13 protein-coding genes are annotated in these 21,704 nt (G+C 42.9%); 6 read left to right on the top strand and 7 right to left on the bottom strand.

The features are described from left to right. Positions 1 to 185: 185 nt before the first annotated feature. The 5 genes from DIU38_RS18845 to DIU38_RS18825 form a co-directional block, all read right to left on the bottom strand. Positions 186 to 656 (bottom strand): aspartyl protease family protein, encoded by a 471-nt coding sequence (locus tag DIU38_RS18845; protein ID WP_317131806.1) that lies wholly within the window; start codon positions 654 to 656, stop codon positions 186 to 188. A 259-nt stretch (positions 657 to 915) separates the two neighbouring features. Then, positions 916 to 1,545 carry a LuxR C-terminal-related transcriptional regulator gene (locus DIU38_RS18840; RefSeq protein WP_091175861.1) on the bottom strand — a complete coding sequence of 210 codons (630 nt, stop codon included), beginning with the start codon at positions 1,543 to 1,545 and terminating at the stop codon, positions 916 to 918. A 73-nt stretch (positions 1,546 to 1,618) separates the two neighbouring features. Further along, complete coding sequence (locus tag DIU38_RS18835; RefSeq protein WP_149354123.1) at positions 1,619 to 4,504, bottom strand: sensor histidine kinase; 2,886 nt, start codon at positions 4,502 to 4,504, stop codon at positions 1,619 to 1,621. A gap of 254 nt (positions 4,505 to 4,758) precedes the next feature. Then, a complete protein-coding gene (tamL, locus tag DIU38_RS18830) occupies positions 4,759 to 7,041 on the bottom strand; it encodes a translocation and assembly module lipoprotein TamL (protein ID WP_112653337.1) in 2,283 nt (760 codons plus the stop codon). A gap of 4 nt (positions 7,042 to 7,045) precedes the next feature. Next, positions 7,046 to 12,217, bottom strand: coding sequence for a translocation/assembly module TamB domain-containing protein (locus DIU38_RS18825; protein ID WP_112653338.1), 5,172 nt, complete (start codon positions 12,215 to 12,217; stop codon positions 7,046 to 7,048). 206 nt (positions 12,218 to 12,423) lie between these two features. Between DIU38_RS18825 and dnaE the strand changes: the two genes are divergently transcribed. From dnaE to DIU38_RS18815, 3 genes are all read left to right on the top strand, one after another. Then, positions 12,424 to 16,008 carry a DNA polymerase III subunit alpha gene (dnaE, locus tag DIU38_RS18820; RefSeq protein ID WP_112653336.1) on the top strand — a complete coding sequence of 1,195 codons (3,585 nt, stop codon included), beginning with the start codon at positions 12,424 to 12,426 and terminating at the stop codon, positions 16,006 to 16,008. 409 nt (positions 16,009 to 16,417) lie between these two features. Continuing rightward, positions 16,418 to 16,597 (top strand): hypothetical protein, encoded by a 180-nt coding sequence (locus DIU38_RS34135; RefSeq protein WP_244311221.1) that lies wholly within the window; start codon positions 16,418 to 16,420, stop codon positions 16,595 to 16,597. Between the two features lie 8 nt (positions 16,598 to 16,605). Then, complete coding sequence (locus tag DIU38_RS18815; protein WP_244311220.1) at positions 16,606 to 17,661, top strand: transposase; 1,056 nt, start codon at positions 16,606 to 16,608, stop codon at positions 17,659 to 17,661. A gap of 156 nt (positions 17,662 to 17,817) precedes the next feature. On the opposite strand, the gene DIU38_RS18810 is transcribed toward DIU38_RS18815, so the two are convergent. Then, positions 17,818 to 18,189 carry a winged helix-turn-helix transcriptional regulator gene (locus tag DIU38_RS18810; protein ID WP_244311219.1) on the bottom strand — a complete coding sequence of 124 codons (372 nt, stop codon included), beginning with the start codon at positions 18,187 to 18,189 and terminating at the stop codon, positions 17,818 to 17,820. A gap of 168 nt (positions 18,190 to 18,357) precedes the next feature. On the opposite strand from DIU38_RS18810, the gene DIU38_RS18805 reads away from it, so the two are divergent. Beyond that, positions 18,358 to 19,122 (top strand): SDR family oxidoreductase, encoded by a 765-nt coding sequence (locus DIU38_RS18805; RefSeq protein WP_112651374.1) that lies wholly within the window; start codon positions 18,358 to 18,360, stop codon positions 19,120 to 19,122. 130 nt (positions 19,123 to 19,252) lie between these two features. Here the strand turns inward: DIU38_RS18805 and DIU38_RS18800 are convergent, their stop codons facing one another. Then, on the bottom strand, positions 19,253 to 19,576 hold the full coding sequence (locus DIU38_RS18800; RefSeq protein ID WP_146750389.1) for a hypothetical protein: 324 nt from the start codon (positions 19,574 to 19,576) through the stop codon (positions 19,253 to 19,255). A 661-nt stretch (positions 19,577 to 20,237) separates the two neighbouring features. Here DIU38_RS18800 and trxA point away from each other — a divergent pair. Both trxA and DIU38_RS18790 read left to right on the top strand, forming a co-directional pair. Then, positions 20,238 to 20,558, top strand: a complete 321-nt coding sequence (gene trxA / locus DIU38_RS18795) for a thioredoxin (protein WP_090531998.1) — start codon at positions 20,238 to 20,240, stop codon at positions 20,556 to 20,558. A gap of 103 nt (positions 20,559 to 20,661) precedes the next feature. Beyond that, a complete protein-coding gene (locus DIU38_RS18790; RefSeq protein ID WP_112651370.1) occupies positions 20,662 to 21,582 on the top strand; it encodes a DUF58 domain-containing protein in 921 nt (306 codons plus the stop codon). Positions 21,583 to 21,704: the final 122 nt, after the last annotated feature.

Here is a 21,704-nt window from a genome sequence, read left to right as displayed (position 1 = left end):
TACGCAATATATAAATAAAATGTTATGGATTTAATAATAGAAAATAACAAAAAAATATTCTTTTTAGGAATTATTATCTTTTTATTTGATTAATATCGAAATTATAATTGTCATTTTGACTATTATGGCAATTATAGCTTTGTTTAACCGAGCGGGTGTTTTTGGGAACAAACCCTGTTAATCAATTAAAATTTACCTTCGGATAGATAAGGTACCGCGTTTGCTTGACAGACTTTTTTTAGTTTTAGCACCCGTTTCCCATAATCAATAACGGCTTTATATTTCATTAAAATATCTCCGCCCAAAACACCCAGTACCTGCGGGTGCCCCATTTGGCCGTATGCGGCATTAATAGTGGAAAGATCAAGTACAGCTACTTCAAATTCGGCTATAGGCAAGTCGCCGATGTGGAGGTCACTTACTGTTGCGGTAAAAGATTCCATGGTATTGGTGCCGAGGCCCGTGGAGAGTTTATCGCTGGCTAAGATGTTCATGGTTTCATTGGCTTCGGAAAGCACCGTTTGATCAAAAGCAGTTTTTGACGCGCCGGTGTCCAGCACCATGATAAAAGTTTTTTCAAACAATACGACTTCAACCAGCGGGTGGAAACCGTCGTCATGCAGGTCGATAATACGGAGCGGGACAGATATAATCATTGCAGGTATGCCAATTACAGATGTGCAAATGTGCAGATTAAAGCAGTGATTATTATTGGTCCTGTTAGAAAAAAAATCCGGCAGTAGTTTTAGGATTTAATTAGATGACATCTTTCACGGTGTGATCTTTCAATTGTGATAAGGTTTAGGCTTTAAAGATCACCAACAGGGAAGTTAATTTTAACAAGGCCTTTTAGTTTCTTTATAGCGCTAAATTAGCGTTAACCATTAAGCCCTGCAATACTGAAAAAGTGGTATATCAGATTGCGCGAAATTTATTAATAGCTTCTACTTTATTTTGTACCTGCAGTTTGATGTAGGTATTGCGGATGTGTTTTTTAACGGTTCCGGTAGAGATATCAAGGCGATCGGCGATTTCCTTGTACTGGAGGCCGCGGGCCAGGTGGTTAAGTACTTCAACCTCGCGGTCCGTAAGGCTTTCGGCAGCAGGGGCAGGCGGTTTATCGGCGTCGGCATTGAATGATGCTATGACCCTTCTCGAGATATAGGCGCTCATGGGCGAGCCGCCGGCCGCGATTTCGATAATGGCATTCCTGATCTCATCGGCCGAAGATTCTTTGAGCATATAGCCAGTTGCGCCGCTCTTTAAGGATTCAAAAATATTGGTGTTGTCGTCGTTGATGGTGCACATCAAAAATTCGGCATCCGGGACAAATGGCTTGGCCCGCCTTATAAATTCAATGCCCGACATGCCTTCGAGGTTTATATCCACTATAAAGATATCCGGTTTAAGCAGATCAATTTTTTTTAATACGGCTTCGGCATTGGGATAAGAACCAATTAAAGTTACGCCGCTCATATCATGAATAATCTGTTCCAGCCCACGCCGGTAGTGTAAATTATCCTCTAACAAAATTATCTGGAGCATGCTTTGCGGTAAATATAAAATGCTAATTTCCTAAATTATCCCGGGTTTCTTAATACCTATTATGGGGTATACGCTAAAGGTTTAGTTTAAGGCTGATGGATGTGCCTTTACCGTGGGCGGTATCAATTTTGAGTTCGGCGTTCAATCTTTTTGCCCGGGCGTAAATATTCCGGATGCCCATGGTTTCGTGTTTGCGCACATCAGGGTCAAATCCGCGCCCGTCATCACGTATGCTGATCTGCAGCCGGTTTTTGTAAAGGTTGATTTCCAGAAACGCGTTTTGTGCCTCCGAATGTTTGACAATATTGTTTAATACTTCCTTAACAAGGAGGTATACCTGTCGCCTTTTTTCGCCGCTGATGGTAACCGGGGTTTCGCTAACGGAGGTATTTACATGAAGGTCAATATTGCTGTATTCAAATATTTTAATGGCTTGTTTATGAATAAAGCCGGCCAGGTTGCTTACTTCGTCGTTTTCGGCATCAAGGCTCCAGATAATTAATCTTACCTGGGTAGATATATCGGTGATGGCTTCATGAATAGCGTCTATCTCCTTAAAAGCGGGTTGATCGGCCGTTTTGCGGCTGAGCAATTCGGTCCTGAGCTTAATGCCGGAGATGCTTGCCCCTAAATCATCATGCACCTCGCTGCTGATCCGCTGTCGTTCGCGCTGCAGGGCAAGGGCATTTTCATAGTCCTTTTTTTGTAAGCCGATGATGGATTGATAATATTTCCGTACCAGCAGGAAAGCGATGATTATGGCACTTAATACAGCCACCACCTGTAGCCATAACTGTTGGTACCATAAAGGCATAACGTCAAATTTAAAAATGAGCGGCTGGCTTAACTGGTTAAAACGGTCGGCAGCCACGGCTTCTAACTCATAGTTTCCGGGGGGCAGCAGGTCGAACCGTTTTTCGCCGGAAGGCGCGACGCTCCAATTTTTGTCAACCCCCTTAAGCCTGAAGCGGTATTGTATTTTACCCATGCTTTTGTAGGATAGGGCAACGCAGTTAAAAACAACAGGCCTGCCGTAAGTAAAGCTGCTTTGAGTTCCGGGTATCCCGTCGTTAATCAACACAGGTTTAGGCAAGCTCGTATTTCCTAAATTTTGAGTGACGGCTATGCCCTGATCGGTGGCTATATAATAATCATGCCCGTTCTGCACTACATCAGCAACGTTATCAGAGGGTAGCCCGTTACTGGTATTGAGCAAACTTATGCGGTAATTTTGATAATGATTATAGAAACTGATAATGCTTACACCGTTTGCGGTACAGACCCATAAAGTATTGTCATCTGTCCATACCAGTTTACGGATATCGCCTGAAAAAATAGCAGGAGATCTAAATTGAACAATTTTTTCGCCGGCCAGCAAAAACACCCCCTTTGCCTCGGTGCCTATCGCACATACTTCATTATTTGATGCCAGGCATTTAACAACATCAATCCCTTTATTGGGCAGTATTTTGGCGTAATAGGGAGTTTTGCTTGTGTTAGGTGTAAACTTATATAATCCGTAAAGTGAACCTATTAGCATGTTATTTTTATACCATGCAAGAGATGTCAAACGCAGATTTTCAAAAGCATAGCCTTGTTTATGCTTGAGCTGACCTGACGATGCAAGAACGGAATTTTGTGAAATAAAACAGATTTCTTTATCGGGCCGTTGAGCAATTCCTTTTATAGGGCCAAAGAAGTATTTTACAGAATGCCATAACGCCGGGTTCTTGTTGGAAATATCTAATCTGAATAAGCCATTATCGGTACCAATCATGAGCCTGTTACCCGGAATTGTAAGCAGGCTGGTTATCCGGTTAAAGTCAGACCGGTTTTGATTAATGGATATGGTGCCTGTTAATGACGATTGATTTGTCCCAAGTTTCATATAACTCAGTGTGCTTAAAACATGCCCGGTAAACAGGTAACCTCCTGCAATACCCAGTTTTAAAACATCTTCATTGGCCAGCCCGCTTTCTTTGTTAATGATTTTTATTTCGGGATTGGTACATAGAAAAAAGCCTTTGTCATAGCTGCCAAACCATAAATTATTTTCCCGGTCAATAACCGTGGCGGTAGTGATGTTATTATTAAGGTAATTTTTCCGTTCGCCGGTAAGGTAGTTAATAATGTAGGTGCCCTGTTTTACCGTTGTAACGGCAAACGTATTTTTGCCGGTAAGATACACTGAAGTTACATTCCCGGTAAAAAAGATTTTATTGAGCGGGATGATCCCGGTTTTTTGATACCGATAAACATGTACCCAGTCTTTAGTTATCAATAGTAAATAATTTTGATGTAAAGCCAACCGGTAAGGTTTGATATTGTTATTGGCGGTTTGAAAACTTAACTGGCCGGCCTTAAGCTCTTCTTCGAGGATGTCAAGGTCGTTTTCAGATAGGGTGATCTCTTCTCCGTCAGAACCATAAATGTACCCGTTCAAATACCGGATAGCATGTCTTTTCGATTTTAACTCTTCAAAATGATATACTTTGGTACTAAGCCTGTAATTTACACAGAGCTCATTATAGCGGTTAAAAAAGAAATTGGCGAAGGGTAAAACGATTACTTTTTGAGATGAGTTAAGCTTATGTATAAGTCCGTTTTCATAATAACAAACCCGGTAGTTATTACAGTAAAAAAAGATCCGGTGATAATTATCCTCGGCAATCCGGAAACACTCATTGTTTTCCAGCCCATCGGCCGATGTGAAGTTTTTAAAGTGCTGGCCGTCAAACCTGCTCACGCCTTTATCGGTGGCCAGCCAGATAAAACCCCTGCTGTCCTGCATTAAATAGTTAACCCTTGAACTGGGCAGGCCATCAGGCGCGCTATAATTTTTCAGGTAAACTAACTGATATGGAATGTCGGCATATACCCGGCCCGGGAATAGAAATAGTGCTAATATTAAAAGTTTAAAAAAAAGGCTTTTTAGCGGCATTCTATAATTTGTATACATCGCTGCTTTTATCAATATGCAATGATACGGTGTATGGCTTTGTTTTGTTGTATCACCGATAAATTTAAAAAGAAATGATTTGTATTGAAATACGGTTTGAAAATGGCGAGGGAGCCGATCCAGTGTAAGACAGACGCGTATATGTATGATTGATTGCCTATTAAAGCAAACAGCACAATAGTTTTTGGCTAATTGTGCTGTTTGACGCTATGCTATATGCTAAGCTTAATTTTCGTTATATTTAGACTGTAAAATTAAAACGGATACCCGATTGCCAGGTTAAACACACTCCGGTTAAAGTTGAAATCCCAGCGTGGCTCATTAACACGTACATATGGTGTACGAAGAGGGATACCTAAATCTGTGCGCAATACCAGTACGGTTAAATCAAACCTTAAGCCGAAGCCGGCATCAACGGCAAAATCGTTATAAAATTTATTGCCGAACACTGCTCCTGGTTGTAAGCTGTTTGAGTGCAGCAGCCAGATATTGCCTGCGTCAACAAATAATGCGCCACGCACAATGCTGAACAATTTTGGGCGGTATTCGATATTAGCTTCTATTTTGATATCGCCCGATTCATCTGCAAGGAAACCTCCGGCACCTAAGCCGGTTTGTGGATTAAATGAGCCCGGCCCAATAGCCCTTGCCCGAAATCCACGTAAACTGTTTGGTCCGCCAATAAAAAACTGCTGGCTGTATGGCAACTGGCTTGAGTTACCATAAGGTAAACCAACACCCACTATGAACCTTGTGGCAATAGTGCTGTTGGGTGCGGTTTTATGGAAATACCTGATCTCGTTTTCGAACTTTACAAACTGGTTAAATATCGCGCCGAAAAGTTTTTTAGGTTTTCCACCGGCACTATCGGCACCGGTTACCAAACCATATATGTTATTTGAGAGGGTTACTTTGCCATTGTAATAAAACGTATTGGTGCGGTAATCTTCGTTGGTATTGGTAAAGGTATAGCTGTAGCTTGGGCCTAATATAAACTGCTTATCAATTACATGCTTTAAGGCCGGATTAACAGGGCCATTAGCCGGATTGATACTTGCCTTATATTCGTCAGAAACACTCAACGGATTTACAAATTGAAAATTGATGAGGTTGAGCTCATGCGAACGATGTTCTGTTTCGCGCCATTGATAACCAAATGATAAGTTAAACGAATTTAAGTTGTACAGTTTTTGGCGGTTTACAATAGAATATCCCAGGCTCAGGTTAGTATGCGGGATATAAGCATCGGCAGCCTTCGGGTAAATAGGCCCTATAAAGCGTGGCCACGACAGTGTGGTTTGAATACCGGCCTGGTACACATTATAGCCAGCATTTTGCCCCCCTGCCTGCACGTCGGTACTACCAAACAGGGTTACTTTTAAAGCTTCGGCACCTTTAAAGGCGTTGCGATTAAGCCAGTTGAGGTTAACCTGTGTACCCGTATAGTTGGCCGATGTTGTACGGCCCAGGATATCAAGCGATAGTGATTTCTTTTTATACTGGGTTAAAAAATAATAAACATCCAGCTTTGATGAATCGGCAGATACATCTTCAAACCTGTTTTTAACAAATTTATACGGACCCAGATTAATGAAGCGGTTAAGCGAGTTGTTATGTGCGGTACGGTTGTAAACCTGGCCCGGGCGCATCAGCACCGTATTGGCAAAAGTATAAGTATGTACAGTGTTACGGCGTTCAACAATGTTATACCATTTATAAAAAACAGCTTTATCCTTCATCAGCGAAGTATCCCTTAACGAGTAACTCGGATACACATAAATATTGTTGATGGTATAAATGTTTTGGGCGCGACCAGGTGTTTCATTTTTAACAGCCACAAAAATATCAACCTGATGCCCGGCTATAGTGCTATCCACGTGCATGATCAAATGTTCGGGTGAGAAATAATAAAAGCCTTCTTCTTTCAACCGGGCATCAATACGCAGGCGTTCGGTTTTAATAACATCAAGGTTGTATTTATCGCCAACTTTAAGCAGTGTTTTTGCCGATGTTCCGGCTACGGCGGTATCGATAGTGCGGTTACCCTGCGGAAATACTACCTTCCGGATTTTATAGCCCGGCCCGGTTACTGCTGTATAAACCGCTTTGGCAACTTTTGAGGTTGGTTTTTTGCTTATTGTATCGCCGCTTACCTGCGCCTGGAAGTAGCTTTCGTTTTGCAGCCTGTTTTGAAGGATCTTGCTGTTTTGCTCAAGGTTTACTGAACTTACAAGTACAGGAGGCTCACCCTTTTTATTAAGCCAGTGGGCCAGCCCCTTGGTTTTATTGGTTTTGGTTTTAAAATACAGCCAAAGTTTAAAACGCATGCCTAATATAGTACTGTTAGGCACGGGCCTTAATAAAGCCCCAAGTTCCTCACTTAAAGCTTTTTTCTCGCTCTTTTTTAAAACGGAGTCTTTTATCACTACTTCGCCGCCAGTGTAAAGCTTTTGGCCGGGAGCCAGAAATTTAGTGGTACTGCAGGCACTCAGTAAAATAGATGATGATAGCAGTATATATTTTAAATGTTTGGTCATGGGCTTAGTTTGAAGTAGTTTGCGGTTTGTTGTCCTGTTGCTGTTGCATATTCTTCTGCTCCAGCGCCTTGTCTGCTTCCTGTTGTTTTTGTTTTTCCTCTTTTTGCTTCTGCTGATACTCGCGGCGCAACCTGCGTTCTTCAGGAGTACGCTTGCGGAAGATCTCTCTGAAACGGTTATAATCAACTGTTAGGGTAAAGCCCACACCGGTTTCTATGATCTGGCCCTGTATCACTATAAATTCATCGCGGCGATAAGCGCGCAGGGTGTAACGGCCATCTTTACTTAGTTTATAGGCTATGGATACATCGCCCGCGATGTTTGATGCTTTTTGACCGGGTTGATTGCCTTCCAGGTTAAAATTATTGCCAACACTTACGGTAAGCCTGTCGTTCAGGAACCGTTTAGACAGGCCAACATTCAGGTCTGTCCGGTTTGTAGCCGTTCCCGACGAATAATCCTCGCCGGATGTAAGACCGAAATTAAGGTCAACACCCGAGATCAGGCTACCTGCCAGCCGGTTCAACTGATCGGATAGTAAACTGCTTACGCTGTTACGGATGGTGCCTTCAACGGTAGTACCAGCACCCTGGCTTTGCAACGGGTTATCGCCTATAAAGTGGCCCAATACCAATACCCCCAAAACCTGTTTATTAAGCTCGTTAGGATCCTGGCGTATTTGGGTAAGGCGGGTATTAACCGTGCTTACCACATCTGATGATACGGAATACGAGCTATCGGGCAATACAATGTCAAAGCTGATATTAGGTGTAAGCAGTTGATCTTTTAGGTTAAGGTTAACATTGAAAGGCAGTTTCTGCTTGTACATGGTACTGTTTTGCGCGTCCGAAAGCTGATTTGAAACCAGGTCAATAGGTGGTACATTGGCTACGTAAATAGCGGTAAGATCAATATTGGCACTGGTTGGGTCGCCGGTCCAAACAATGGTGCTGCCTTTTTTAAAATTAAAAGTGCGCTTGACAGTTGCATAGGCCAGGTTGTACGAGCCCGAGTTAACCACATAAGTACCGGTAAGGTTTATTTTGCCGCTTGGATCAATGCCGCCATTCAGGCTGGCCTCGCCTTTAAGGTGTACGATATCGCCGTTTCGCTCATCAACTACAATAGTAAACGCAGCATTTTTATTTACGTTGATAGTTGCAGAAACATCCAACCCTGTAACATCCGATTTTTTAAGCGAATCCAATTGCCTTGCCAGCAGGATGGAATCCATTTTTGGGGCATCCTTATCAATAAAGTCAACCACGCCTTTGCGGTCTTCTATCGCCGGGTCATTGGTTGGCAGTACAAAGGTCATGTCTGTTTTATCATTAACAGTCAGGTTTGCATCAACCACCGGCTTGGCCATATTGCCACGGATCTTGATGCGGGTATCTACATAAAGCTTACCATAATAAAGCTTGTTATCAGCCTCGGTTGAGTTGGTAACCTTAAAGTTGTTAGCGTTGATATCCATACCGAAGGCGAAATCGGTATAGGTTTTGGTGTAGATGCTGCCGCTAACCACAGCCTTATTGCCGGTCGAATCAACCAACGTAAAGTCATTAAAGCGGATGCCTTCGTTGTTAAACGTAATGCTTTCCTGCGGCATCCTGAAATAGGAGTTGAGCATAGCCACATTAAAGCCCACCTTGTTAAAATTGATATCGCCCCGAACCGATGGTGCATCTGTTGTCCCAGATATTTTGAGCGCCCCGGTAATATTACCCGTAGCATTACGCAAATTACCGAAGCTAAAGCCCTCGATGCTCTTCATGCTCAGGTTCACGATATTCAGGTCGAGATCAAAACGGCTTTCGGGGGAGGTGTAGTAAGTGCCGTTCAGGTCAACCTGATTGCCTTTGCCGGTAATGCTCATTTGGGCGACGTAGGCATTCTGCGTTTGGTTATTTACTTTGAGGGCTACATTGCCCACCGTATCGCCCTTAAAATTAAAATTATCAACGTTTATGGCAGCGGTAAATACAGGACTGGTTTGGAAGTTGCTTACGGTAGCATCTCCATTAATGATACCACCCACCTGTAACGAGTCCTGTTTGGCCATTTTAGTAAGCGCCTCAATATGGAAATTATTGAACTTGATATTCAGCGGGCTGTTAAACTCTTGTGTGCTGCTGTTAACGCTAAAGATTTGGTTGTTGTTGCTAATAGTGAAGTTATGCGCCAGGATCCCTTTTGGCCCGTATTGTAAAAAGTTATCGTCACTAACGGCCCATGGCAAATAATCCAGTAGTAAGCCATCTTTATTAAAGCTAAACTGGTATTCGTTTGGTAGCAAACTGAAAGTACCTGCTACTCGGAAACGTTCTTTTTTAGCTGCGTCGCGGATTTGAACGCTCAAGCCTGCTTTGTTATCCTGTGCGGAACCTGAGATGCTGGTATACAACAGATCGACAGAACTTCCAACCTTCACTTCATCAACAGAAAAATTATAATTGAGCGCATTATTAGCAGTGTTAATATTAAGCGATGCTTTGTTAACTGTGTTGGTGCCGTAAACAACTTTTGGTATGGAGCCTTTAACAACAAGTTCGCCGGTTTGACTATTAAAGCTGCCGTTCAGTAAAACAGGGTCAAGCTGTTTCAGGTCGGGGGCGAACTGGGTAAGCAGCGGGGTTTTAACCAGCCGGGCTTCAAACTTAAATTGCTGGGCATCGTATTTAACTGCTGGTGCTGGCTTGGTTTTGACGGGTTTACCGCCTTTGGTTTTTACTGCCACTTGTTGACCACCGGCGATAGCAGTGTTAAAATATTTATTGATCACATCCTGCAAGGCTGGGGCAATTTGGGTAAGCTTGTATTTACCGGCCATGTGAGCGCTCATGACAGCAGTTTTTAAACTAAGTGTACTGCTGTCGGCACTGGCTGTAGAGATGAGGCTGATGGTATCCATCCGGATACGCTGGCCTTTGTTTACTACCAACAGGTCGGTTGCTTTAATATCGGCGTTCAGGTAATCGGGATCGGCAGTTGGTACATCGGCCACAATCTTGCCATGAAAACGCATATCATCCTTCACAAAGTTCAGGTTTTTGAGGTTTATGCTATCCACACTTAACGTGGCTTTAACTGCCGGGTATTTTTTGTTGAGATTGGCTTTAGCATCCAGGCTGAAATTAATGTTAGGATCTTTCATGGTAGCAACTGCTGTATAGGCCCCATTGCTTGATGTACCTTTCATTACCAGGTTTTGGTAAGTGTAGCCTTTAACATAAGCTTTTGCAATATTGCCGTTAAAAGCGATGCTGGCTTTTTTAGGATCGAGGCTTGTGCCTTTCACGTTGGCGCTCATGGTTATGCGGCCAACCATTTGCGGCTGTTTGGTAAGCGCGCCCACATTAAGTTCATTCGCCTTAATGTTGGCGGTATAAGTTGCCGCGTTTTTGTTTTTCCCGTTTTTTAAAGCAGCTACCAGATCAACTGCGCCATAACTCGAGCGCAAGCCCATTTTGGTATTAAAGCTGTACATGCTGCCTTTAAAAGTACCTTTCAGGTTCATTTTTTCGGGAATGCTCACATTTGGCGGAATGCTGCCCGCCGGAGCGAGCTTAGCGATGTCATTGCGACTCGTGCTGAAATCGGCAATGTTAACATCAAACGTTGCCTTATTTACATCGGGCAGGCCTTTCATTTTGGCCGAGGCCTTGATATGCGTACTGCTTAAGCCGGTTACTTCCAGGTTAGGGATCTCGAGGTTGTTTACCTGCCCACTCACCCGGCCGTTGATTTTGAATACCGTACCCGGTGACGATTTAAAGGGTTCCATGCTGGCCATGGTTGGCATCAGCAGTAAAACATCCTTTAGACCCAAACGGCTGCCATCTAAATTGGCATTGATACCCAGCGCGCCAATGTTTTTGGTGATGGCATCAATAGAAGGGTAACGTACCTGTACCGACTTTTGTAGTGTGGTATTCGGCGTTTCCAGCAACAGGTCATTCATATAAGTGTTAGTTGGCCCGTACAGGAAGGCAGTATGGAACTTGTTGATCTTTAAGCCGCTTTTTTCGGTAAAGGTAAAGGAGTTAATTTTGCCCGAAATGGTATCAGGGCTATAGGAAATATTTTCAGCTTCGGCATTAAGACTTCGGATGTCCATATGGCCAAAATCGAGACCTTTAAGGATAGCCTTCTGCGCTTCATTATCGAACTTAATATTATCGTTAGTAAAAGTTACTTTTCCAATTGTTGCCCGCCAGGCAGATTTGGTAGGAGAGGATACCAGCGTATCCAGTTTTTTAATGGTTTTAACAACTTCTTTAACTACTGTTTTTGGTTTGGCGAGGGTCAATCCGGCGTTGGTATTGCTCAATTCAATGTTTTTGATTCCAACTTTTTGGTTTTTCAGGTCGATCTTATCCATCTCCACCAAAAATTTGCTCAAATCTACCTTGGCACCCATTTCGGCACTTTGGTAATCGACTTTGATTTTAGAGATATCGATCACCCCTAAATTCAAATCCATATTCAAAGGTGTGGTAGCGGTATCAGGTGGTGGGATGGCGTTGGTCGGCGATTGGATGATCTTAGCATTTACATCGCTCAGGGTAATTTTCGGTATGGTGAACTTCATCTTATCCATATCAAAATCCTTAACGCGGGTGTCAAAATGGCCAAGCAAAAACTTTACATCGTTGCCTGTAATGGCATCCTTGTATTTTATGTTGATCTTATCGAGAACGATCTTATCAACAGAAAACTTCATGGTTGATGTAGTATCGGTAGGTTTTACTTCTTTCTTTTGTTCGCCAACAAAAGCCTTGATAATGTAATCGAAGTTGAACACACTGTCGGCCCCACGGTTTACATTGGCCGTAATGCCCTGCAGGTTTACCTCGTTTACTTCAACCTGGCTGTGCAGCAGCTTGAGCATGCTGATATCAACCTTTAATTTTTCGCCGGCTATGAGGGTGTCTTTTTTCTGATCTTCAAAATACACGTCCTCCAAAACTAACAGTTTAGGCAGGCCAAGGCTGATATGGCCAATCTTAACTTTGGTGTGGATTTTATTCTGTAAAAAAGTTACGGCTTTGTCTTTCGCGAAGTTTTGAACAGCAGGAACCTGTATCAAAATTACTACAAGGATAACCAGCAGAACTACACTTACCAGTATCCAAAGTATTGTTTTAAGGGTTATTCGTAGTATTTTTTTCAATTGTATTTGTATTTCAAAGGTGAAGATGCTGTTGATCAATATAAACAAATAACATGCTAAGTATAGCAGTTTGCTGTGTGTTGTTGTATAATTTACAAAATGGGGCGACTTTAATTAAATTTCCACAGCGCTACTTTTTAACAGTCTACATCCCTAACTTGTTTTAACTTTGTACTTCATAAAGATTTTGTCGAAACGGATTAACTATGCCTGATTTTTCTCACCTCCACGTACATACCCAGTTCTCATTGCTTGATGGGGCAGCCGATATATCCAAGCTGTATAAAAAAGCCGCTAAGGACGGAATGAAGGCCCTCGCTATTACAGATCATGGTAATATGTTCGGCGTATTTAAGTTTGTAGCCGAAGCCGGCAAACACAATGTAAAACCCATTGTAGGTTGCGAGTTTTACGTGGTTGAAGACAGGCATAAAAAGCAATTTACTAAAGAAAATAAGGATATTCGCCGCCATCAACTGATGCTGGCTAAAAACCCTACGGGCTACAAAAACCTGGTTAAGCTATGCTCATTGGGGTATATGGAAGGGCTGTATAGCAAATGGCCTCGTATTGATAAGGAACTGATCTTAAAATACCACGAAGGTATCATTGCTACTACCTGTTGTATTGGGGCTTCGGTACCACAAGCTATTTTAAGGGATACGCCCGAAAATGCCGAAAAGGAGTTTAAATGGTGGCTGGATTTGTTTGGTGAGGACTTTTATATCGAGTTACAGCGTCACGAAATCCCGGAGCAGCAAATTATCAATAATGTGCTGCTCACTTATGCTAAAAAGTATAACGTAAAAGTGATTTGTTCAAACGATTCGCATTACGTAGATCAGCAAGACTCAAACGCGCACGATATTTTGCTTTGCGTAAACACAGGCGATATGCAAAGCACCCCAATAGCTACCGACGAGGAAGGTGGTAAAGGCTATCGTTTCGGTTTCCCTAACGATCAGTTTTACTTTAAAACACAGGAGGAAATGGGCAAGTTGTTCCATGACCTGCCCGAGTCACTGGATAATACCAATGAAATTGTTGACAAGGTAGAGACGCTAAAACTGAAACGTGATATTCTGCTGCCCAACTACGTTATCCCCGATGAATTTAAAATTCACAACACGCCCGATGCTGATACCCTGAACCAGTGGGAATACCTGAAGCACCTCACCTTTATGGGTGCTAAGGAACGCTACAGGGATATAAGCCCGGAAGCCGAAGAGCGTATCAACTTTGAGTTGTTCACCATCCGTACTATGGGTTTTGCTGGATACTTTTTGATCGTTGCCGACTTCATCAGAGCCGGCCGTGATATGGGGGTGTTCATTGGTCCGGGCCGTGGTTCGGCAGCGGGATCGGTGGTAGCGTATTGTATCGGTATCACCAATATCGATCCTATAAAATATAACCTACTGTTTGAGAGGTTCCTGAACCCCGATCGTAAATCGATGCCCGATATTGATACGGACTTTGACGATGCTGGCCGCCAGCGTGTTATTGACTATGTGGTTGATAAATATGGTAAAAACCAGGTAGCCCAGATCATCACCTACGGTTCTATGGCTGCCCGTACCAGTATCCAGGACGTAGGCCGCGTGCTTGATATGCCGCTGGCTGATGTAAGCGCCATGAAAAAGCTGGTACCCGAAACACTGGGTATCACCCTGAAGGATGCTATTGAGCAAGTACCGGAGCTAAAAGAGATCCTGAACGGTAACGACCTTAAAGCCCAGGTACTTCGCGAGGCCGAAAAGTTGGAAGGCTCGGTACGTAATACCGGTGTACACGCCGCGGGGATCATTATTGCGCCATATGACTTAACCGATATTGTACCGGTAGCTACGGCTAAAGATTCGGACCTGCTGGTTACCCAATATGACGGACGAGTAATCGAAGACGCAGGTGTAATTAAGATGGACTTTTTGGGTTTGAAGACCCTTACCATTATTAAGGATGCCCTGCGCATGATCAAACAAAATCACGGGGTGGTAATAGATATCGACTACATTCCGCTTGATGACCTAAAAACTTATGAGCTTTATCAGCGTGGCGATACCAATGGCACTTTCCAGTTTGAAAGTGACGGTATGCAAATGTACCTGCGCGAGCTTAAGCCTGATAAGTTTGAAGACTTAATTGCCATGAACGCCCTTTACCGCCCGGGCCCGATAGAGTACATTCCAAACTTTATTTCCCGTAAGCACGGCCGCGAACCAATTGTGTTCGACTTACCCGACATGGAGGAATACCTGGGCGAAACTTACGGTATTACCGTATACCAGGAACAGGTGATGCTTCTGTCGCAAAAGTTAGCAGGCTTTAGTAAAGGTGATGCCGACGTTTTGCGTAAGGCGATGGGTAAAAAGCAGATTGAGGTACTGAACAAGATGGAAGCCCAGTTCATGGACGGGGCGATAGCTAAAGGCCATCCAAAAGATAAACTTACCAAAATCTGGACCGACTGGAAAGCATTTGCCCAGTACGCGTTCAACAAATCGCACTCTACATGTTATGCTTTCGTGGCATACCAAACGGCTTATTTAAAGGCGCACTACCCATCAGAGTATATGGCGGCGGTTTTGAATAACCAGAATAACATTGAAAAAATTACCTTCTTTATGGAGGAGTGCCGCCGTATGGGTGTTGAGGTATTAGGTCCGGATATCAACGAGTCGGACATGGCTTTCGCGGTGAACAAACGTGGCCAGGTACGTTTCGGTTTAACCGGTGTAAAAGGTGTGGGTGATAAAGCGGTGGAAAGTATCATTGAAGAACGCAACGCCAACGGCCCGTTTGAAACAGTATATGATTTCGCAAGGCGCTCCAACACCCGTAGCGTCAACCGTAAATCGTACGAGAACCTTGTTTATGGTGGTGCGTTTGATGGCTTTGGGATTCCGCGTGCGCAGTTTTTTGCCAAAACTGAGTTGGGTACATTAACAGGTGTTGAACGCCTGATCAAATATGCTAACGATTATCAGAATGTACAAAGCAGTTCGCAATCGTCATTATTTGGCGGTTCGGTGGCATCATATGTACCGGAGCCTGCTATGCCCGATGTTGAAGAATGGCCGCTGATAGAAAAGCTGAAGTACGAAAAAATGGTTATCGGAATTTATTTGACCGGTCACCCCTTGGATAATTATAAGGTTGAACTTAAACGTTTTTGTAACGCAAATATTAGCGATCTGAAACTGATGCAAAAAGCCCGCTCGGGCGAAGGCGGCGAAGATGTAACTGCGGCGTTTAATGAACTGCGTCGTCGCGGAGAGTTAAGGATAGGTGGCCTGGTATCAAGCGTTCAGCATAAAATGACCAAAACGGGTAAGCCATTCGGCACGTTTGTGTTTGAGGATTATAATGAATCGTACGAGTTTGCTTTGTTTGGTGATGATTATGTGAAATTCCGTAATATGATGATGGAGGGCTACTTCCTGCATATTAAAGGAACCATAGAGGAGAAATTCCGCCAAAAAGATAACTGGGACCTGCGGATCATGGTGATGGACCTGCTATCAGAAATGCGCGATAAGCTTACTAAATCATTAACTGTTTGTATTGATGTGCAAATGCTCAACAGTAAACTGCTGGATGATATCCAGCACATGATAGATGATAACAACGAAAAATACCCTGTCAAAAACTGTAAGCTCCGTTTCCAGATCAAAGACAGGGAAGAAGTTATGCTTGTTGAGCTTTCATCCAAATCATTCAAAGTAAACCCAAGTGATGATTTTATGGCTGGGATACATAGTTTGACAAATGAAGAGCCGGTGCTGAGTTAATTTCAAGACTAAAAAAAACATGTCATTGCGAGTAACCATCAGGGAGCCCTGAAAAAAAATGAAATGACATGCATTGCGATGAGAAGTAAGATATTTGTCTTGAACATCGGGCAAACTACACACCCCGTATAACCTTGGGGCCTTTAAGAGCCCGCTTGCGAGTTTGGGACTGTCGCTTTTTGCAAAAAACATTATAGGGAACCACCAGTTCTGACCAACTGGTGGTTTACCGCGCTTTTAAGCTTAGACTTTTTAAAGCGGCAGAGTTTGCCCTGTTTTTTAAAAATATGGGCAAAGCTAAACAAAACAAAAAGAAGAAGGGGCAGGAACTCCTGCAGGTTCAAAAAAGATGGAACGATTTGGGATTCTTTACCCCAGATCAGCCGGGATCGATGTAGGGAGTATGCTCATGGTCGTATCTTACACTGATTCCAGGGATCAGATCCACCTGAAACAGTTTGACAGTTTTACCTCCAGTCTTAATAAACTGGCCGACTTGCTACAGGGGGAAAAGGTGGAGATCGTAACGATGGAATCAACCGCCAACTATTGGATGCCCCTGCATAGTATCCTTGAGTCCCGGGCATAAAGGTGGTGATGATCAACCCAAGCCATTATCGGAATGTATCGGCACGAAAAACGGATATTAATGATGCGCAGTGGTTGCATAAGCTGCTTACCCATGGCCTTTTACGCGAATCACATATTGCGCCGGCCTTTTACCAGGACCTGCGGCAATATATCCATGAAAGGCAGATCTGCCAGGACCAGAAAAGCGATACACTCAACCGTATCCAAAACACCCTGACCAAAATGAATATCAAGTTCCAGCACCTGATCAGCGATATTGAAGGTGTATGCGGTATGAAGCTTTTGCGGATGATCTGCTCAGGGATCTCAGATCCCGAAAAACTGCTTTGTAGCATCGATCATAAACGGCTAAAAGCAAGTCAGCAGGAATTGCTCCATTCTCTTGAAGGAGACTACCGGGACAGCCGGATCAATACACTCAGGGGCAGCCTAAAGGCATACGACTTTTTTAAAGAGCAGATGCTTTATTATGAGCAGCACATCGAACAAACGCTTAAACTATTGGCACCGGAGATAAAAAGCTCAAAGAAGCAGAGCATGGTCCGCAAGAATCAATATCATATCAACTTAAAAGATTACCTAATAGCCATATTAGGCGTAGACCTGACAGCAGTGGAAGGCCTGGATGAGATCGGCCTGCTAACGATACTGGCAGTAACAGGGCCCGATATGAGCAAATGGCCTACCGCAGGCCATTTTACAAGCTGGTTAAACCTGTCACCCCGTCCTAAAATAACAGGAGGCAAGCTGGTAGGCTATGAAAAACGGATCACACACAACCCGGCTACCCAGGCTTTCAGGCTTGCGGCAAACTGCCTATGGCAAAGCAAGGGCCCGTTAGGACAGCAATACCGAAAATTAGCTGCAACCAAAGGAAAGGCTAAAGCTATTAAAGCAGTGGCCAGGAAAATAGCCGTGATATTCTATAATATGATACTCAAACAACAGGCTTACGATAGCAGTAAAGTTCAACAGGATATCGAATTACAAAAGGCAAGAAAGATCAGCCGTCTGCAAAAAGAAGCTCAAAAACTTGGTCTTACTCTCCAAAATGCAGCTTGATTATGAATGTCTTACAGGCACGTCATTATAAGCGCAGCGTGGCAATCGCACGGAAGCATTGCCGCCCTGTATAGTATGCGATTGCCACGCTGCGCTCGCAATGACATAATAAAACAAGGTCCTAAACTCGCGCTCGTTGCAAACGAGCACAAGAGCTTATACGCTTTCCTTCACCACCTCATTATCCTTCACCAAGGTATAACAAGTATAATCGGGCTGAATTACTTCGCCGTTGGCGTTAGTAACGGTCATGTAATGGCTGCCCCATCTTTCGAGAGTGTAAAATATAGATGATAATTCCTGGCCGATAGGAGTGAGGGAATATTCAACCCTTGGTGGTACTTCGGGAAAAATATGGCGGGATACTATGCCGTCTTCTTCCAGTTCGCGGATCTGTTGTGAAAGCATCTTTTCGGTCATGCCGAGAATGGCCCGGTTTATTTCGCTGTAGCGCTTCTGTCCGGATAATAATTGGTTTATTATACTCAGTTTCCACTTACCACTAATCACGCTTAGGGCTGCTGCCATAGTGCAGGAGTGATCGGAATGTCTGTTTTTTGTCATAATGAAAAAGGCGATATGTCGATTGCATCAAACCGGTCCATAACCTACCAAAAAGTAAGTTGCACACAAAATGGTGCATTCTTGTGGGGAGCTATAACTCACTGTACCTTTGATGTATCAATAACAAAGATAATGAAAAAGTTACAAGGAAAAACAGCAGTAATAACAGGCGGCAACAGTGGTATAGGCCTGGCCACAGCACAAGAATTCATCGCACAAGGTGCAAAAGTGATCATCACCGGCAGGAACCAAAAATCAATCAACGAAGCACTTGAAACACTTGGTGCTGATGCTCAAGGTGTAATTGCAGATAGCGGCGACATCAACCAGGTTAAGCAATTGGGCGAAAAAGTAAAAGCTATTGCCGAAAAAATTGACATCGTATTTGTTAATGCAGGTATTGGCCAGTTCAATTCAACTGAGCAAATGAGCGAGCAGATGTTTGATGATATCATGAACATCAACTTTAAAGGTGCCTACTTCAGTATTCAGCAATTGTTGCCATTAATTAATGATGGTGGTTCAATTATCCTTAATACTTCAATTAACGCACATATTGGTATGGCCGGAGCAACTGTTTATGCAGCAAGTAAAGCAGCATTGCTTTCATTAGCTAAAAACATTTCGGCCGAGTTGTTGCCACGTCGCATCAGGGTTAACTCTGTAAGCCCTGGTCCGGTTGTAACACCTTTACACACTGCCGATAAATTAGGCTTAACCCAGGAACAATTGGAAGGCATGGGTTCCGAACTGATAAAACAGATCCCAATGGGCCGGTTTGGTTTGGCTGAAGAGATTGCCAAAACAGTAACCTTCTTCGCTTCTGACGATTCAACATTTATAACCGGTGCCGAATTGATTGCTGACGGCGGTATGGCTACTTTGAAAGGTGCATAAACCTCTCTAAACGGTGTAGCCTTCATGAGCGCTAAAAATAAATTAATTGCGAATAATCTCCCCTGAAGGTGAGACTTTAAAATTGCTCCCGGAATAAATTGGATGAGATAATGTGAATCGGAGTAATATATTAAACGATCGGTGGTTTAACTGCCGATCGTTTTTTATTGTTAAGTTTAGCTACGTAAATGGTATAAATAGCGGGCGTGGTAAATATCAATAACAAAAATTCCAATGGTAGCAGGCCAACACAACCCGTTGCGCATTTGATATTAGAAGGAAGTAATGACATTGAAATAAATACTGCTGGCGCTGAAATTATCATTCCTAACATAAACATCAGGAAAGCGATAACTCCCAGCCGTAACGATAACAAACCGTTGGCGCGTTTCGCGGAAAGCAATATCTGTAAAGCGGGCGCTATAAGCAACATTAACAGCGGTATAATTTGCATTACTTCAGGTTGATGATCAATACTTAATACACTAATTATTTAAAGGTAACCCGGTTTATGACTTTTTTAACTAAGCGATAGTAGCGATGGTTTTCTGTTTAATGATGTATATAACATAACTAATGATGAAAGTTATGGGAGATGTGATCGCAATTAAAAGAATCCCACCCAAGGAAAATATCATCATTGGAGAACAGTGAAGCGCTGTTGCAGGGATTGACGCTAAATCGTCAATATAAGCTGTGAACACGGAAAACGCTATTCCGATTACTATTGATAAAGTCATGATAACGATGAGCGGCGATCGGATTTCCCCTTTATCCTCAACACCGAAAATATGATTTGCAACACCGGAGCTGCTATAATGAGCACGAGTGAGAAAATTACCAAAATCATAATTTATAGTTGTTATGTTGATTAATACCCCAGTGTTAAAAAGTAACCCATTATCGTAGTTGTAAATATCCGCTATAAACAGGTTATTTGTGTTAATACGTTATGTCGCAAGGTGGTATTTAAGGGTGTAAATGCGACAAATGGTCATGCCTGCGTTAAGGCTGTGTATTATAATAATATAATTGTCACATTGTCAGTAGTACACTTGTGGCAAGCAATTTGAATAGCATATATTTGTAAGTACAAAATTTAAAAAATAGAAATCATGGCTTTAGAAATAACTGATGCAAACTTTGACGAGCTTGTCCTGAAATCAGACAAACCGGTATTAATTGACTTTTGGGCAGAATGGTGCGGTCCGTGTAGGATGGTAGGTCCGGTAGTTGAAGATATTGCTAAAGAATATGAAGGCAAAGCTGTTGTTGGTAAAGTAGACGTTGACAACAACCCAGGTATATCTGTAAAATATGGTATCCGTAACATCCCTGCCTTATTGTTCTTCAAAAATGGTGAAATTGTGGATAAACAAATTGGTGCTGTGCCAAAATCAGTATTAACTGATAAACTGGTAAAACAGTTAGCATAACCCTTAAGCGTATTTAATGCTACACATTGTAGCATTAACACAACATATATTAGTGAAAAAGCGTTGCAATTTTGCAGCGCTTTTTTTATGCCTATATTAGCCTATGCCCAAATTAAATGATGATCAGCAAATAAGGCAACTGGCCAATCTTGAATTGCTGGCCCGGCAGGTGGTTGAAGGTTTTATTACCGGTTTACACCAAAGCCCCTTTCATGGTTTTTCGGTTGAGTTTGCCGAACACCGATTGTATAACAACGGCGAATCGGTAAAAAATATCGACTGGAAGCTGCTGGCCCGTACCGATAAATTGTTTGTAAAGCAGTTTGAGGAAGAAACCAATCTTCGCTGTTTTTTGCTGCTGGATACTTCATCATCCATGAACTTTCCTGAAACGGGTATCAATAAGCTCCAGTTTTCTGTTTATGCCATAGCATCGCTCATGTACCTGTTTAAAAAACAACGCGACGCTTTTGGACTTTGTCTTTTTTCGGATAAAATAGACTGGATCAGCGCGGCGAAATCAACCACTACGCACCTGTTTTATTTATATGCCGAGCTGGAAAAAATGTACGCCAGTCCAAAAGTAAATACGCAAACCAATATTACCAATGTGCTGCATCATATAGCCCAGGAAATTCATCAGCGTTCGTTGGTGATCATTTTTAGCGATATGCTGGAGAATAATCTGAATGCCGAAAAGCAGCAGGCTTTATTTGCGGCAATTCAGCATTTAAAGTTTAATAAGCATGAGGTAATAATTTTTAATGTTACTGATAAGCAAAAAGAACTTGAGTTTAATTTTGATAACCGCCCTCATCACTTTGTTGATATTGAAAGCGGCGACGAACTGAAGGTAAACCCGGCCCGCATCCGCGATGCCTACAAGGCGTCGTTAAAAGAATACCGGCACCAGTTGGAGCTAAAATGTGCGCAGTATCATATTGACCTGGTTGATGCTGATATTCATGAAGGCTATCATCATATCCTGAATACCTACCTGGTTAAGCGGAATAAGATGATATAAGAGATTATTTTGTAAAAAAGGCGTCATTGCGAGGTACGAAGCAATCCCCAATACGCCGGGCCGCTCTGTATAGTTTGGGATTGCTTCGTACCTCGCAATGACGGTAGTTTTTTGATTGGGTT

This window comes from Mucilaginibacter metallidurans, assembly GCF_003286435.2.
Taxonomy (GTDB): Bacteria; Bacteroidota; Bacteroidia; order Sphingobacteriales; family Sphingobacteriaceae; genus Mucilaginibacter; species Mucilaginibacter gossypii.
The sequence above is the reverse complement of the archived record's forward strand: the minus strand, read 5'-3'. Positions and strand labels throughout refer to the sequence as shown.